The organism is Pantoea sp. SGAir0418 (assembly GCF_043529865.1).
This window is the reverse complement of sequence record NZ_CP027911.1, coordinates 1,759,606-1,774,453: the sequence shown is the minus strand read 5'-3', so window position 1 is coordinate 1,774,453 and position 14,848 is coordinate 1,759,606. Positions and strand designations below refer to the sequence as shown.

Below are 14,848 nucleotides of genomic sequence, written 5' to 3'. Positions count from 1 at the left end.
CTTAAATGTCGGGGGACGCTTAGTGCAGCGTCACCTGTTTCTGTTCAATTGCGTGGATCTGCACTTTAATCATCTCGCTGACCGGGTCTTCAGGACACTGTTCAACGAAATAGATCAAATCGGTCAGTGCGATATGCTCGCACTCCAGCTGGGCGTAAATCAAACCGCGGTCGCGAATCTCATAGGGATCGTCCGGGTCGATTTGCAGCAGCACCTGGCTGACGTTGAGCGCCAGCTCCATCTGCTTCTCATCCATCAGCGCCGCTTTCAGCGTGTCGAGCATTTTGCGCATCACGCTGACGGTTTTTGCTTCGTCGAGGTCGTCAGAGTAGAGCTTTGCCGTCGGGCTGATGTTGCCCTTCAGCCACACTTCCAGCGTATGGGTGTCGAGCGTTTCACCGTTAAACGGATTGATCAGCCACATTTCACCGTCGAGCCAGTCGGCACGCAGAATAAGCTGCGTCGGGAAAATCACCGGCATCAGCGGCAGCTCTAGCTCATCCGCAATGTGCAGCAGAATCACGCCGAGTGATACCGCCGTTCCCTGCCGGCTCTTCAGCACTTTATCGATCCACAGCGCGTCTGACAGATTGTAGACGCCGCTGGCACCGCCAAAGCCCCACTGCTGGTAAAACAGATCGAGCAGCTTCTCCAGCTGCAGATCCGCATCCTGTTCGCTACTGACATAGCGCCGCGCCTCTTCAACCAGGTCAGCCAGCTGCTGCTGGACGGAAGGCGCGGAAAAATCATTGCGTATGGCGCAGGTCGCGCCAATCACCGCTTCACTTAACGGTGTTTCACTGTAATCAAGTTGCACTGGCGAGGTCATACTATCCCCAATAACGGCATTTTGGTCATCGCCAGTTTAATCACCAGTAATAATGCGACCACGGCGACTAAACAGGCGACCCAGCGGGTCGCCATGCTGCGCGGGCGACGACTCAATGCAACGGAACCTAAGGCGATGTAGATGATAACCGCTAACAGCTTCTCCGTCAGCCAGCTTCCTTGTGGGGTAAACGGATAAAAGTGGGTAATCAGCACCAGCAGTGCACCGCTGAGCAGCAGGAATGTATCGTTGATGTGCGGCGCAATGCGCACCCAGCGGCGCTGCAGCAGGGCAGATCCGGTGGTCAGCCAGTAAAAACGCAGCAGAAACAGTGTGATGGTGATCGCGACCGTCAGCAGATGGAAATTTTTAATCAGCGGATACCAGCTGGCCATAGTGCTTCCTTAAGTAAGTTGTCCAAGCGTGACGCGCGGATTGCCGCCGTAATCCTCAACGGTAGTAACCGCCTGAAAGCCATTACGGGTTAGCAGCGCGCGTACAGCCTCGCCCTGCTGCCAGCCGTGTTCCAGCAGCAGCCAACCCTGCGACTGCAACCAGTGCGGCGCGCGTTCAATGATTAATCGTAAATCGGCCAGCCCGGCCTCCTCCGCCACCAGCGCGCTGAGCGGCTCAAAACGCACGTCGCCCTGCTGCAGATGTTCATCGGCGGCATCAATGTAAGGCGGATTGCTGACAATCAGATCGAAACGTTGGGCGGGCAGATCGTCGAACCAGTGGCTGAGCACAAATCCGGCGTTGGTGAGGTGCAGGCGCTGGGCGTTGTCCTGCGCCAGCGCAACCGCGGCGGCGATGCGGTCGCAGCCGGTAATCTGACTATCGGGCCGCTCGCTGGCCAGCGCCAGCGCAATGGCGCCGGTGCCGGTACCGAGATCGAGCACCGCGGAGGGCGTCGCGGGCAGCCGCAGCAGCGCCTGCTCCACCAGCACTTCGGTATCCGGACGCGGAATCAGCGTGGCATCACTGACGCGCAGCGGCAGCGACCAGAACTCGCGTTCGCCCACCAGATGCGCAATCGGCTCACCGCGCACGCGGCGTGCCAGTAACGTCTCCAGCTGTGCCAGTTGCGCATCATCAAGTGGGCTGTCATCAAACGCTATCAGCCAGCTGCGCGACTTGCCGGTGACAAAACCCAGCAGAATCTCCGCGTCGCGCTTCGGGCTATCGCCTCCGCACAACGCAGCCTGCGCCTGCTGCAGCCAGCGCCGGACGTTCATCACTCCTGCCCGGCCAGTGCGGCCAGCTGGTCAGCCTGATACTCCTGCACAATCGGCTCGATCAGCGTATCCAGCTTGCCTTCCATGGTTTCGTCGAGGCGGTAGAGCGTCAGGTTGATGCGGTGATCGGTGACGCGCCCCTGCGGGAAGTTATAGGTACGAATACGGTCGGAACGGTCGCCGCTGCCCAGCAGATTACGCCGCGTCGAGGCTTCCGCCGCCTGGCGCTTCGCCATTTCCGCCGCGTGAATGCGTGCACCCAGCACCGCCAGCGCTTTGGCTTTGTTTTTGTGCTGCGAGCGCTCATCCTGGCACTCCACCACGATGCCGGTTGGCAGGTGGGTGATACGGATCGCCGAATCGGTGGTGTTAACGTGCTGACCGCCCGCGCCGGAAGAGCGGAAGGTGTCAATTTTCAGATCGCCCGGATTGATGTCCGGCAGTTCGGCTTCCGGCAGCTCCGGCATCACCGCCACGGTACAGGCGGAAGTGTGAATGCGCCCCTGCGATTCGGTTTCCGGCACGCGCTGCACGCGATGACCGCCGGATTCAAACTTCATGCGACCGTAAGCCCCGTCACCGGTGATACGCGCAATGACTTCTTTGTAGCCGCCATGCTCGCCATCGTTGGCGCTCATGATCTCCACCTGCCAGCGGCGCGCTTCGGCATAGCGGCTGTACATGCGGAACAGATCGCCGGCGAAAATCGCCGCTTCGTCGCCGCCGGTGCCGGCGCGCACTTCGATAAAGCACGGACGTTCATCGTCGGGATCTTTCGGCAGCAGCAGCACCTGAAGCTGCTGTTCCAGCACCTCGCGCTTTTCGCGCGATAGTTTCAACTCTTCCTGCGCCATGTCGCGCATTTCCGCATCGTCGAGCAGCATTTCAGCCGTTTCGACATCTTCCTGCACCTGCTGCCATTCGCGGAAACAACGGGTGACGTCGCTCAGCTGGGCATATTCACGTGATAACGCGCGGAAACGGTCCTGATCGCCAATTACGCCGGCATCGCCCAGTAACGCTTCAACTTCTTCATGGCGTTCCTGCAGCGCTTCCAGCTTGGCAACAATCGAGCTCTTCATCTAATAGAGGGTATCCCAGTGATAGGTCGTGACAGACCAGATTACTCTAAACCGAGGCTGTCACGTAAGATCTGCAGGCGTTCGCTGTCGCCGTCGCGCGCGGCCTGCTGCAGTGATTTGGTTGGTGCATGAATTAAACGGTTGGTGAGCTTGTGTGCCAGCTCCTGCAAGACTTTTTCGGCATCAGCACCCTGACGCAATGCCGCCAGCGCACGATCCTGCAGCTCGGCGCGCACGTCGTCAGCCTGCGCGCGGTATTCGCGGATGGTCTCACCGGCGCTTTGCGCGCGCAGCCAGGCCATGAATTCACCGCTCTCCTGCACCACAATGCTTTCCGCCTGCACCGCCGCCGCTTTGCGCTGCGCCATGTTCTGCTCGATGATCGCCTGCAGATCATCCACGCTGTACAGATAGGCGTTAGCCAGCTTGCCCACTTCCGGCTCGACATCGCGCGGCACGGCGATATCCACCAGCAGCATAGGCTGATTGCGGCGCGCCTTCAGCGCCCGTTCCACCATGCCTTTGCCGATAATCGGCAGCGGACTGGCGGTGGAGGAGATAATGATATCAGCATCGGCCAGACGGGTTTCGATATCGGCAAGGCCAATCACTTCGGCGCCGACTTCGTCCGCCAGCAGCTGTGCGCGTTCACGCGTGCGGTTGGCGATCATCAGTTTGCGCACGCTGTGTTCGCGCAGGTGACGCGCCACCAGTTCGATGGTTTCACCGGCACCGACCAGCAGCACGTTAACGCTGCTGAGTGATTCGAAAATCTGACGGGCTAAGGAGCAGGCAGCAAAGGCGACCGACACCGCGCTGGCGCCGATTTCGGTTTCGGTGCGCACGCGCTTGGCCACAGAGAAGGTTTTCTGGAACATGCGTTCCAGCTCGCTGCTCAGCGCATGGTCGCGCGAGGAGTCAGCATGGGCTTTTTTGACCTGACCGAGAATCTGTGGCTCGCCCAGCACCAGCGAGTCGAGCCCGCTGGCCACGCGCATCAGGTGGCTAACCGCCGCGTTGTCCTGATGCCAGTACAGGCTGTTGCGCACGTCCTCTTCACGTAAGTCGTGATACTCGCACAACCAGCGCACCAGCTGCTCCTGCAGATCGGTCTGCTGCTCTACGCTGAGGTAGAGTTCCGTCCGGTTACAGGTAGAAAGCACCACCCCGCTCTGCACCATCGGCTGAGACAGCAAGCTGTTCAGCGCCTGGTCCAGCGTGTCTGGCGTGAACGAAACACGTTCGCGCAGCGCAACAGGTGCGGTTTTGTGGTTGATTCCGAGAGCAAGCAGCGTCATGGTGATTCGGGTTGGGAAGTCCCAATAATTGTCAGGTTTTGTGCTGCGCATTCTACAAGATGCAACAGATCAAGAAAAGCCATACAAAGCCTATGACTGTAATAAGATTAAACTGATCGTGCGCAATTATCCTGACATCGCCATTGACGGCACAGAGACGGATGGTTAGCGTTACCGGTTACGACATAAAAACGTGTCTGAGGAGACGACCACGTGATGCATTTGCCCCCGCGCCAGCTGTTGCGCCTTTTGCCCCTTGCCAGCGTGTTGCTGGCTGCCTGTAGCATCAACAAACCCCAGCAAGGTCCCGGTCCCAGCACGACATCGCCGCAGTGGCAGCAACACCAGCAGGCGGTAGCGAAAATTACTCAGTACCAGACGCGCGGCGCTTTTGCCTATCTGTCGGATAAGCAGAAGGTTTATGCCCGTTTTAACTGGCAGCAAACTGCTGCAGACCGTTACCGTCTGCTGCTGACTAACCCGCTCGGCAGCACAGAACTGCAGCTCGACGCGCAGGGTTCGGTGGTGCAGATTGTCGATAACAAAGGCAAACGCTACGTCAGCAACGACGCGGAGAAGATGATTTCCCAGCTCACCGGCATGGATATTCCGCTGGCGAACCTGCGTCAGTGGATGATGGGTCTGCCAGGCGACGCCAGCGACTATCAGCTGAACAACAACTATCAGCTGCAAAGCCTGACCTACAGCCGCAACGGCCAGCAGTGGAAGGTGAATATCAGCGATTACGACAGCAAGGTTAACCCGCCGCTGCCGGCCAACCTCGAACTGACCGAAGGCGGTCAGCGCATCAAACTGCGCATGGATAGCTGGACCACACAATGATCACCACCTGGCCCGCGCCGGCAAAGCTCAACCTGTTTCTCTACATTACCGGCCGTCGTGCAGACGGCTACCACAATTTGCAGACGCTGTTTCAGTTTCTCGATGTTGGCGACACCCTGGAGATTACCCCGGATAACAGCGGCAGTATCACCCTGCTGACGCCGCTCGACGGCGTGGCCGATGAAGACAACCTGATCGTGCGGGCGGCGCTGGCGCTGCGTGCCGCAGCGGCGGACAAAGGCACGCTGCCGCCGCAGGCCGGTGCCCGGATCGCGCTGGAGAAGCGCCTGCCGATGGGCGGTGGTCTGGGCGGTGGTTCGTCTGATGCCGCGACGGTGCTGGTGGCGCTGAACCATCTGTGGCGCACCCAACTCAGCGTGGATGAGCTGGCTACGCTTGGCGTGCGCCTCGGTGCCGATGTGCCGGTATTCGTGCGCGGCCACGCGGCGTTTGCCGAGGGGGTGGGCGAGCAATTGCAGCCCGCAAATCCTGCGGAAAAATGGTATCTGGTGGCGCATCCTGGCGTCAGCATCGCTACCCCGGATCTGTTTCGCGATCCTGAACTGACGCGCGATTCACCAATACGCACATTAGATGAACTGTTGCAGCGTCCTTTTCACAATGATTGTGAAGCGGTAGCAAGAAAACGTTTTCGTGAGGTTGATGCGCTGCTTTCCTGGCTGCTAGAATACGCGCCGTCGCGCCTGACAGGGACCGGCGCTTGTGTGTTTGCTGAATTTGACACCGAGTCCGCTGCTCGTCAGGTGCTGGAGCTTGCCCCGAAATGGATGTGCGGATTTGTGGCGCGTGGGCTTAATCTCTCGCCGTTACAGCGCACCCTTTCCGGGCTCTAAGCGTAACGTGACAGTGTCACCCTGTTCCAGACACTGCACGTGACGCATTAACACACCCGTATGAACAGGCTCAAATGTATTCGCCGGTTATTTTTGAGCGGTTCATTCTCTGGACGCCAAGCCTGAGGTTCTTCTCGTGCCTGATATGAAGCTATTTGCTGGTAACGCCACCCCGGAACTAGCACAACGTATTGCCAACCGCCTTTACACCAGCCTCGGAGACGCCGCTGTCGGCCGTTTCAGCGATGGCGAAGTAAGTGTACAGATTAATGAAAATGTACGCGGTGGTGATATTTTCATCATCCAGTCCACCTGTGCCCCCACCAATGATAACTTGATGGAGCTGGTTGTGATGGTCGACGCACTGCGTCGGGCTTCTGCTGGTCGTATTACTGCTGTAATCCCTTACTTTGGCTATGCCCGTCAGGACCGCCGCGTGCGTTCTGCCCGCGTGCCAATTACCGCCAAAGTTGTGGCTGATTTCCTCTCCAGCGTCGGCGTGGACCGTGTACTGACGGTTGACCTGCACGCTGAACAGATCCAGGGCTTCTTTGATGTCCCGGTGGATAACGTGTTCGGTAGCCCGATTCTGCTGGAAGATATGCTGCAGATTGGTCTGGAAAACCCGATTGTGGTTTCGCCGGACATCGGTGGCGTGGTGCGCGCTCGCGCTATCGCCAAACTGCTCAACGACACCGACATGGCCATCATCGACAAACGTCGCCCGCGTGCGAACGTGTCGCAGGTGATGCACATCATCGGTGACGTTGCCGGTCGTGACTGCGTACTGGTCGACGATATGATCGACACCGGCGGTACGCTGTGCAAAGCGGCTGAAGCACTGAAAGAGCGCGGCGCGAAACGCGTGTTCGCTTACGCCACCCACCCAATCTTCTCTGGCAACGCGGTGGAAAATCTGCGCAAGTCAGTGATTGATCAGGTGATTGTTTGCGACACCATTCCGCTGTCGGAAGAGATGAAGTCACTGCCTAACGTGCGTACGCTGACGCTGTCTGGCATGCTGGCCGAAGCCATTCGTCGTATCAGCAACGAAGAATCGATTTCGGCGATGTTCGAACATTAATTGTTCGCGAAAAACCGGGCGCCCTGCCCGGTTTTTTATTGCCTGTGCGCAGAGTAACATCCCGATAAAGCCGCTTCCGCCGCCACTATTTGCGCGATAAATGGCCTCAAAATCCGCCAATCTCCCCGCCTTCCACTCTTTTTATCAGACAAGCGCATCCGGGCTTTAGCGGTCCAGTGATTAGTGATATTTTTCACCACACTTTTGCTGAGAACTCCGACCACCATGCCACTCGACATTTATACGTTGTTTATTTGCGAGCTCTACGTGCTGGGGTTTCTGAGCATTATTTTGATTTTTGCCTGGGTCGGGGCGCAGTACGACCGGGTGCTGGGTTTTACCACCCTGACGCTAATACTGACGCTTGCCGCCGTGCTGCTCAGTAGCCTGCGCAGCGCCGGTTTGCACTTTTTGCCGGTGGCAGTCGGGAATGTCATCATGCTGCTGGCCTACGGCACCCTGCTCAACGCCTTTCGTACTTTTTGCCGCCTTCCACTCGGTTTTTGCTGGATCACTGGCGCGCTACTGTGGGCGCTGCTTTGTGCCTTTCCGCAGTTCTACCACGGCCAGCCGAAACGCGTGCTGGTCATGTGCCTGCTGTGCATCATCTTTACCGCCGCGCTGATTCGTCTGCTGTGGCAGGCACGCGCCTCGCTGACCGTCACTTTCTGGCCCGCGCAGATACTGCTGTGGATCCACTTACTGTTCCATCTGGCGCGCATTTTCCTTGACGATGCGGTAGCCACCCCCGTACCGGGCGCCATTGGCGGGTCCGGCTTTTCGGTGTATGTGATTCTGGAGTCGATCCTCTTCGTCATCGGCCTGACATTCACTATCCTGGCGATGGTCAATGAGCGTACGCAGATCGCCCATAAGCTGGCGTCGCTGCACGATCCGCTTACCGGCGTCTGGAACCGGCGCGCATTGTTTGAGGCCGCAGAAAAACTGCTGCTGCGCCACGCACGTTTGCCGCAGCCCTATATTTACAATGCAGTGCTGTTCGACCTCGATCATTTCAAAAGCATCAACGATCGCTATGGCCATCAGCAGGGGGATCGGGTGCTGGTCGATTTTTGTCAGGTGGTAAAAGCGTTAATGCCGGTTGAAGGTCAGTTTGCCCGGCTGGGCGGTGAGGAGTTTGCCGCGTTGCTTCCTGGCGACAGTGAGCAGGCGCAGCGCATATGTGAGCGTATCCGGCTGGCGACACAGCTGTCGCTACCCAACGACATCGGCTATACGGTGAGCATTGGCTTTGCCACTGCCAGCCAGCGGCATCAGGCGTTTCCCGCCCTGCTGGCGCTGGCTGATGAAGCCTTGTATCGCGCTAAAGCCGCCGGACGTAACCGCGTCGAAGGTTATCAGACGCCGCAGGCGGCAATGGCTGAAGCCGGTTAGTGCGTTGAGTGGTGATCGCGACGGCAGCGTTTGTCACCGTAGTGACGCAGCCAGTAATAGCGGTCTTCCACCCTCTCCCGCCCGCTGACGCGTGCGCCGACCAGCCACAGTAGCGCACCCACGAAAATACTGAACATCGCTCCATGCGCGAGGAACTGTGGCAGGTTGACCGACGGTAGCTGGTTAATGATGGAATACCCCACCCCGAGCACCATGGTTAACAAGCCGAGACACATCAAACCATTACCGACGGTGCGGCAGTGTTGACGTTTCATGATTCACCTCCATCCTTTTCAGCAACGCAGAAAACAGCACGTTTGGTTAACTGGCCATAAGTTTAGGCAATGGCTGGCGGTTAAGATGCGTACAGGATCACACATCCTTCACAATGTCTGACAAAACTTTACCGCCAGCACCTTGATTTCGATAGAAATTGATTAGTCACCTTTGGTCATTAATCTGTCATTGCGCCCTTTGTCATCCCCGCCGGCAGGCAGTAAACTATCGCCCTTTCGCAGCGAGACAGGATAAACATCGTGAGCAGCATTAAACTGATTGTGGGGCTGGCCAATCCCGGCGCTGAATACGCGGCAACGCGCCATAACGCTGGCGCCTGGTATGTGGATTTACTTTGCTCGCGCCATAATCAGTCCCTCAAAGAGGAGCCGAAGTTTTTCGGCTACACCGCGCGCCTGTCGCTGGCCGGCGAGGATGTGCGCCTGCTGGTGCCCACCACCTTTATGAACCTGAGCGGCAAAGCGGTGGCGGCGATGGCAACGTTCTATCGCATTACGCCGGAAGAGATTCTGGTGGCACATGATGAAATGGACCTGCCGCCAGGCGTGGCGAAATTCAAACAGGGCGGCGGCCATGGCGGTCATAACGGTCTGAAAGACATCATCAGCAAGCTCGGTAATAACAACAATTTTCATCGCCTGCGCGTCGGTATCGGCCATCCGGGCGATCGTAACAAGGTCACCGGATTTGTACTCGGCAAGGCACCGGCCAGCGAGCAGAAGCTGATTGACGAGGCGGTCGACGAAGCGGTGCGCTGCACCGAGCTGTGGCTAAAAGAAGACAAGATTAAGGCGATGAACCGCCTGCACGCCTTCAAAGCCAGCTAAGCCAATTCCCGCGCCGCCGCAGGGAATTCTGTGTATAATGCGCGAAAATTTTTGAATCAGTCGGCGCTGTCTGCCAGCGCTGCACACTCAGTGAGAAAGGTAAGATCATGGGATTTAAATGCGGTATTGTGGGCCTGCCGAACGTCGGTAAATCCACCCTGTTCAACGCGCTGACCAAAGCGGGTATCGAAGCAGCCAACTTTCCGTTCTGCACCATCGAGCCCAACACCGGCGTGGTGCCGATGCCTGACCTGCGCCTCGATCAGCTGAGCGAGATTGTTAAGCCACAGCGCGTGGTGCCAACCACCATGGAGTTCGTGGACATCGCTGGTCTGGTAAAAGGCGCGTCCAAAGGTGAAGGCCTGGGCAACCAGTTCCTGACCAACATCCGCGAAACTGAAGCTATCGGCCACGTAGTGCGCTGCTTTGAAAACGACAACATCATCCACGTCTCCGGTAAAGTAAACCCGGCGGAAGATATTGATGTCATCAACACCGAGCTGGCGCTGTCGGATCTCGACACCTGCGAACGTGCCATTCAGCGCTGCCAGAAGAAAGCCAAAGGCGGCGACAAAGATGCTAAGGCGGAACTGGCCGCGCTGGAGAAGTGCCTGCCGCATCTTGAAAACGCCGGTATGCTGCGCTCGCTGGCGCTGGACGCCGATGAGAAAGCGGCGATTCGCTATCTCAGCTTCCTGACGCTGAAGCCGACCATGTACATTGCCAATGTCAATGAAGACGGTTTCGAGAACAACCCGTATCTCGACCAGGTGCGCGCGATTGCTGAAGCCGAAGGCTCAGTGGTGGTGCCGGTCTGTGCGGCAGTGGAATCGGACATCGCCGAGCTGGAAGATGAAGAGCGTGACGAGTTCATGGCCGAGCTGGGCCTGGAAGAGCCGGGCCTCAACCGCGTGATCCGCGCCGGTTATGCCCTGCTCAACCTGCAGACTTACTTCACCGCGGGCGTGAAAGAAGTGCGTGCCTGGACCATCCCGGTTGGCGCCACCGCACCGCAGGCAGCCGGCAAAATCCACACCGACTTCGAGAAAGGCTTTATCCGTGCTCAGACTATCGCCTTCGAAGATTTCATCACTTACAAAGGTGAACAGGGCGCGAAAGAAGCCGGCAAAATGCGTTCAGAAGGTAAAGAGTACATCGTGAAAGATGGCGATGTGATGAACTTCCTGTTTAACGTCTGATTGGCTTCCAGGGTGTCATGAGGTTCCACTTATCTCATGAACCCGGAAAAAATAAAATCCACGCAATAGCGTGGATTTTTTTATAGCTGAAGCCCTGTCGCCAGGCTAATTATCCGATCCGTTAGTAGCATACAGCGGCCATGACTCAAACAGGTAGCCGTCGAAATCAATGTCGTCCACATCAGAAAACTCCAGCAGCAGCTGCTTGACGTTTTCCAGGTGCTGCCACATCGCCTGTTTCGCGGCGCGCGCGTCTTTTTTGATTAAGGCGGCGAGGATCTTTTTATGATCGTCGAGCCACTTTTTGCGGTAGTTGGTGTTGATCAGATGCCGATGCAGCTGGCTCCACATCACGTTGTCTTCGCGCCACTGCCAGGATTGTTTGAACAGCTCCACCAGCATGCTGTTATGCGTGGCTTCGGCTATCGCCAGATGGAAATTGCGGTCGCCGTTTTCGCTGTCGTTCACTGCGCCTGACGCCAGCTCACGCTCTTCCAGCGCCAGCGCCTGGCGCATTTTGATAATGTCTTCACGCGTCGCCTGTAACGCAGCGAATTCGGCGATATTACTCTCCAGCAGCTGGCGGGCCTGTAGCATCTCAAACGGCCCGGCGGCATTGCAGGCGGTTTGCGCAGCGGCACGCGGTGCCGGCGTGTCGTTGATCACATAAATGCCTGCGCCACGCCGCACTTCAATCAACCCTTCCAGCTCCAGCATAATCAGCGCCTCACGCACCAGCGTGCGCGTGACGTTCAGCAGCATCGCCAGTTCACGCTCCGGCGGCAACCGCTCGCCAATCGCGTACTGTTTCTGCGTAATCATGTTGCGAAGCATCTCGCCCACTTCCTGATAGGGTCGCTGTGCTGAAGCTTGTGGTTTCATAACGCTCTTTTCTGCTGGTTCAGACATTAGGCCGCCAAATTTTCTACCCTGCACTATAACACAGGGCGTGATTTTCACCGTGGGTTAAGGGTGAAGTAGCGTCGGGCGTTATGGAAGCAGATATCCTGCAACATCGCACCCAGCGCGGCTTCATCGTGGGGCACAATGCCGTCACGCACCCACTCGCCAAACAAATTGCACAGAATGCGGCGGAAGTATTCGTGCCGCGTATAAGAGAGAAAACTGCGCGAATCGGTCAGCATGCCAACGAACTGACTGAGCAGCCCCATCTGCGCCAGCTGCTCCAGTTGCCGCAGCATCCCGTCACGCTGATCGTTGAACCACCAGCCAGAGCCGAACTGCATCTTGCCCGCCATCCCTGCGCCCTGAAAGTTACCCGCCATGGTAGCCAGCACTTCGTTGTCACGCGGATTGAGGCAGTAAAGAATGGTTTTTGGCAGCTGGTCATTGGTGTCCATCGCGTCCAGCAGGCGCGCCAGCGGCCAGGCAACAGGATGATCGCCGATGGAGTCGAAACCGCTGTCCGGGCCAAGCTGACGGAACATGCGCGTGCTGTTATTGCGGATTGCACCGATATGTAACTGCATCGCCCAGCCACGGCGGGCATACTCCGCGCCCAGCCACACCAGCACAGCGGTACTGAACTGCGCAATCTCCAGCTCGCTCAGCGCCGTACCACTGCGGCGTCTGGCGAGAATGCCATCCAGCACGCTGTCGGCTGGCACCGCAGCATAGCGCAGCGTTTCAATGCCGTGGTCGGCGGCGCGGCAGCCATGGGCGGAAAAGTGGTCCAGACGGCGCAGTAACGCCACACGCAGCGCATCAAAGCTGTCGATACTGACATCCGCGGCGGTTTCCAGCCGGGTCAGGTAATCGGTGAATCCTTCCAGTTCAATCTTGAACACCCGGTCCGGACGCCAGCTCGGTGCCACCTCAATATCAAAGCAGCTGTCTTCAGCTATCTGACGATGGTACTGCAGGGAGTCGATCGGATCGTCAGTGGTGCCCACCATGCGTACGTTCATCTGGCGCATGATGCCGCGCGCGGAAAATTCAGGCGTGGCCAGCTTCTCCGCACACTCATGCCAGATGCGTGGTGCGGTTTCTGGTCCAAACAGCGTGTCTGTGATATCAAACGGCCGGCGCAGCTCCAGATGCGTCCAGTGATAGAGCGGATTGCCGAGCGTTTTTGGCACGGTCTGCGCCCAGGCCAGATATTTATCGTAATCGCTGGTGGTGTTACCGGTGATCAATGATTCCTCTACACCCGCCGCGCGCAGTGCGCGCCATTTGTAGTGATCGCCCTCCAGCCAGATTTGCCCGAGGTTGGCAAACTGTCGGTCTTCTGCAATCTCCTGCGGATTGAGGTGGCAATGATAATCATAGATCGGCATCCCCGCCGCCACGTCATGATACAGGCGACGCGCCACCTCGCTGTGCAACAGAAAATCGTCATCCATAAAACGCTTCATTTGGCCTCCGGATTGAGGGATGCAACCGCGGCTCTGGCACCCTGCTGGCACAGGCGGTCATAGGTTTGTTGCAGGGCGGCAACAAAGGCCGGATTGGCGGGTAAGTCATCCGCGAAGATCTCGTTAATGCCCAGCAGCGCCTGCACGCGGGCGGGACCTGAAGGGAACTGCTGATTAATCCGCTCAAACTTAGCGACCAGCGGATCAGCCACCGGGTAACGCTCGCCCTTTTCGTCTTCGCCGAGGATATAACGCATCCAGCCCGCGATGCCGAGCAGCAGATGCCGGCAGTCACTGCCGTGGTGCAGATGATAACGCAGCGAATCCAGCATGCGCTGTGGCAGTTTCTGACTGCCATCGCTGGCAATTTGCGCCGTGCGATGGCGCAGCGACGGATTACTGAAGCGCTCAAGCAGTTGATGTGCATATGCGTTCAGATCGCTGCCTGCCGGCATCGTCAGCGTGGCACGCTGTTCAGTCAGCATCAGCGACAGCGCGGCCTGACGGTAAGCGGGCAGCTGCATGGTATCAGCGATAGTTTCACAACTGCCGAGGTAGCCGAGATACGCCAGAAACGAGTGCGTACCATTCAGCAGACGCAGTTTCATCAACTCGTAGGGGGCGACATCCGGAACAAATTGCGCACCAACGCGCTGCCAGTCGGGACGTCCCGCCACGAAGTTATCTTCGATCACCCACTGACGAAACGGTTCGCAGGCGACACCGCAGGGATCGGCGATGCCCAGCAGCCCGGTAATCTCGCGCTGCGTCTCTTCCGTTACGGCCGGCACGATGCGGTCAACCATGGTGCAGGGAAACGTGACCTGTTGCTCAATCCATGCCGCCAGCGCCGCATCCTGCCGTTGTGCCAGACCGATGACCGCAGCCCGCGCGACGTGGCCGTTATCACGCAGATTGTCGCATGACAGCACGGTAAAAGGCGCTAACCCGGCTTCACGCCGCAAGCGCAGCGCCTCAACGATAAAGCCAATGGCGGATTTCGGCTGCCGGGGATGGGCCAGATCGTGCACGATCAGCGGATGGGTGCTGTCCAGTTCGCCGGTTGCGCCATGAGTGCAATAGCCTTTTTCGGTTATCGTCAGCGAGACGATGGCGGTTTGCGCGCGGGCAAGCGCGTTAAGAATGCCGTCACAACCGTCCAGCGCCGGGTGCAGCGCTGAATGCACGGAACCAATGATTTTGACGTCATGACGCGTCGCACCTTGCTCGGTGACGCTGTAGAGCAAATTCTGCGCGCGCAATTGTTCCACCAGCTGTCTGCCGCTGGCCGACATCAGGTTGACCTCGCAAATGCCCCAGTCGCTGTCGCTTATCTCCAGCAGATAGTGCTGATAGAGCGCCTGATGCGCGCGATGAAACGCGCCGCAGCCGATGTGCACGATGCGCGGCACCAGCCGCTGCTGCTGCCATGCGGGCCGCGCCACTTTAATGCTGGCGTCGGCAAGGTTGTGTTGCATGTGAACTCCTCAGTGTCCGGCGCGACTGCGCGTCCGCCGGGCAAGCGGTACA

At 58.1% G+C, this 14,848-nt stretch carries 15 protein-coding genes; 6 read left to right on the top strand and 9 right to left on the bottom strand.

The genetic code is table 11. From position 1 onward, the window contains the following. Nucleotides 1-19: 19 nt before the first annotated feature. Genes sirB1 through hemA form a run of 5 tightly spaced genes read right to left on the bottom strand, consistent with a single transcriptional unit; the run spans nucleotide 20 to nucleotide 4,444 of the window. Entirely contained in the window at nucleotides 20-829 is an 810-nt protein-coding gene (gene sirB1 / locus C1N84_RS08090; protein WP_264443240.1) for an invasion regulator SirB1, read from the bottom strand. Further along, nucleotides 826-1,224, bottom strand: a complete 399-nt coding sequence (locus C1N84_RS08085) for a SirB2 family protein (protein ID WP_058757490.1) — start codon at nucleotides 1,222-1,224, stop codon at nucleotides 826-828. The genes sirB1 and C1N84_RS08085 overlap by 4 nt, the downstream gene beginning before the upstream one ends. 9 nt (nucleotides 1,225-1,233) lie before the next feature. Next, complete coding sequence (prmC, locus tag C1N84_RS08080) at nucleotides 1,234-2,064, bottom strand: peptide chain release factor N(5)-glutamine methyltransferase (RefSeq protein ID WP_264443236.1); 831 nt, start codon at nucleotides 2,062-2,064, stop codon at nucleotides 1,234-1,236. Beyond that, on the bottom strand, nucleotides 2,064-3,146 hold the full coding sequence (prfA, locus tag C1N84_RS08075; protein WP_021509940.1) for a peptide chain release factor 1: 1,083 nt from the start codon (nucleotides 3,144-3,146) through the stop codon (nucleotides 2,064-2,066). The genes prmC and prfA overlap by 1 nt, the downstream gene beginning before the upstream one ends. Nucleotides 3,147-3,187: 41 nt before the next feature. Continuing rightward, nucleotides 3,188-4,444, bottom strand: a complete 1,257-nt coding sequence (gene hemA, locus C1N84_RS08070; protein ID WP_021509939.1) for a glutamyl-tRNA reductase — start codon at nucleotides 4,442-4,444, stop codon at nucleotides 3,188-3,190. Nucleotides 4,445-4,660: 216 nt separating this feature from the next. Between hemA and lolB the strand changes: the two genes are divergently transcribed. The 4 genes from lolB to C1N84_RS08050 all read left to right on the top strand — a co-directional run bounded on the left by lolB (nucleotide 4,661) and on the right by C1N84_RS08050 (nucleotide 8,620). Then, nucleotides 4,661-5,287 carry a lipoprotein insertase outer membrane protein LolB gene (gene lolB, locus C1N84_RS08065; protein ID WP_021509937.1) on the top strand — a complete coding sequence of 209 codons (627 nt, stop codon included), beginning with the start codon at nucleotides 4,661-4,663 and terminating at the stop codon, nucleotides 5,285-5,287. Next, the gene (ispE, locus tag C1N84_RS08060) at nucleotides 5,284-6,141 is read left to right on the top strand and encodes a 4-(cytidine 5'-diphospho)-2-C-methyl-D-erythritol kinase (protein ID WP_058774563.1); all 858 of its coding nucleotides are present in this window, start codon (nucleotides 5,284-5,286) and stop codon (nucleotides 6,139-6,141) included. Before lolB ends, ispE begins: the two co-directional genes overlap by 4 nt. A 136-nt stretch (nucleotides 6,142-6,277) precedes the next feature. Further along, nucleotides 6,278-7,225, top strand: a complete 948-nt coding sequence (gene prs, locus C1N84_RS08055) for a ribose-phosphate diphosphokinase (protein ID WP_006118899.1) — start codon at nucleotides 6,278-6,280, stop codon at nucleotides 7,223-7,225. 225 nt (nucleotides 7,226-7,450) lie between these two features. After that, on the top strand, nucleotides 7,451-8,620 hold the full coding sequence (locus C1N84_RS08050; RefSeq protein WP_264443231.1) for a GGDEF domain-containing protein: 1,170 nt from the start codon (nucleotides 7,451-7,453) through the stop codon (nucleotides 8,618-8,620). Here the strand turns inward: C1N84_RS08050 and ychH are convergent. Continuing rightward, nucleotides 8,617-8,895 carry a stress-induced protein YchH gene (gene ychH / locus C1N84_RS08045; protein WP_021509933.1) on the bottom strand — a complete coding sequence of 93 codons (279 nt, stop codon included), beginning with the start codon at nucleotides 8,893-8,895 and terminating at the stop codon, nucleotides 8,617-8,619. The two genes, C1N84_RS08050 and ychH, sit on opposite strands and share 4 nt — an antisense overlap. A gap of 261 nt (nucleotides 8,896-9,156) precedes the next feature. Between ychH and pth the strand changes: the two genes are divergently transcribed. Beyond that, the gene (pth, locus tag C1N84_RS08040) at nucleotides 9,157-9,744 is read left to right on the top strand and encodes an aminoacyl-tRNA hydrolase (protein ID WP_021509932.1); all 588 of its coding nucleotides are present in this window, start codon (nucleotides 9,157-9,159) and stop codon (nucleotides 9,742-9,744) included. A 107-nt stretch (nucleotides 9,745-9,851) separates the two neighbouring features. Next, a complete protein-coding gene (gene ychF / locus C1N84_RS08035; RefSeq protein ID WP_021509931.1) occupies nucleotides 9,852-10,943 on the top strand; it encodes a redox-regulated ATPase YchF in 1,092 nt (363 codons plus the stop codon). Nucleotides 10,944-11,048: 105 nt separating this feature from the next. Here ychF and uxuR read toward each other — a convergent pair whose 3' ends face one another. The 3 genes from uxuR to C1N84_RS08020 form a co-directional block, all read right to left on the bottom strand. Continuing rightward, a complete protein-coding gene (gene uxuR, locus C1N84_RS08030; protein ID WP_031280188.1) occupies nucleotides 11,049-11,825 on the bottom strand; it encodes a Uxu operon transcriptional regulator in 777 nt (258 codons plus the stop codon). 74 nt (nucleotides 11,826-11,899) lie between these two features. Beyond that, nucleotides 11,900-13,318: a glucuronate isomerase gene (uxaC, locus tag C1N84_RS08025; protein WP_264443191.1), complete on the bottom strand. Its 1,419-nt coding sequence runs from the start codon at nucleotides 13,316-13,318 to the stop codon at nucleotides 11,900-11,902. Continuing rightward, nucleotides 13,315-14,796 (bottom strand): fructuronate reductase, encoded by a 1,482-nt coding sequence (locus C1N84_RS08020; protein ID WP_394541829.1) that lies wholly within the window; start codon nucleotides 14,794-14,796, stop codon nucleotides 13,315-13,317. Before C1N84_RS08020 ends, uxaC begins: the two co-directional genes overlap by 4 nt. Between the last annotated feature and the right edge of the window lie 52 nt (nucleotides 14,797-14,848).

What these genes read in the sequence shown, in the direction of transcription:
- ychF (WP_021509931.1), top strand. Translation starts at nt 9,852, where the DNA reads ATGGGATTTAAATGCGGTATTGTGGGCCTGCCGAACGTCGGTAAATCC.
- ychH (WP_021509933.1), bottom strand. Translation starts at nt 8,895, where the DNA reads ATGAAACGTCAACACTGCCGCACCGTCGGTAATGGTTTGATGTGTCTC.
- C1N84_RS08020 (WP_394541829.1), bottom strand. Translation starts at nt 14,796, where the DNA reads ATGCAACACAACCTTGCCGACGCCAGCATTAAAGTGGCGCGGCCCGCA.
- ispE (WP_058774563.1), top strand. Translation starts at nt 5,284, where the DNA reads ATGATCACCACCTGGCCCGCGCCGGCAAAGCTCAACCTGTTTCTCTAC.
- C1N84_RS08050 (WP_264443231.1), top strand. Translation starts at nt 7,451, where the DNA reads ATGCCACTCGACATTTATACGTTGTTTATTTGCGAGCTCTACGTGCTG.
- C1N84_RS08085 (WP_058757490.1), bottom strand. Translation starts at nt 1,224, where the DNA reads ATGGCCAGCTGGTATCCGCTGATTAAAAATTTCCATCTGCTGACGGTC.
- prmC (WP_264443236.1), bottom strand. Translation starts at nt 2,064, where the DNA reads ATGAACGTCCGGCGCTGGCTGCAGCAGGCGCAGGCTGCGTTGTGCGGA.
- lolB (WP_021509937.1), top strand. Translation starts at nt 4,661, where the DNA reads ATGCATTTGCCCCCGCGCCAGCTGTTGCGCCTTTTGCCCCTTGCCAGC.
- uxuR (WP_031280188.1), bottom strand. Translation starts at nt 11,825, where the DNA reads ATGAAACCACAAGCTTCAGCACAGCGACCCTATCAGGAAGTGGGCGAG.
- sirB1 (WP_264443240.1), bottom strand. Translation starts at nt 829, where the DNA reads ATGACCTCGCCAGTGCAACTTGATTACAGTGAAACACCGTTAAGTGAA.
- hemA (WP_021509939.1), bottom strand. Translation starts at nt 4,444, where the DNA reads ATGACGCTGCTTGCTCTCGGAATCAACCACAAAACCGCACCTGTTGCG.
- prfA (WP_021509940.1), bottom strand. Translation starts at nt 3,146, where the DNA reads ATGAAGAGCTCGATTGTTGCCAAGCTGGAAGCGCTGCAGGAACGCCAT.
- uxaC (WP_264443191.1), bottom strand. Translation starts at nt 13,318, where the DNA reads ATGAAGCGTTTTATGGATGACGATTTTCTGTTGCACAGCGAGGTGGCG.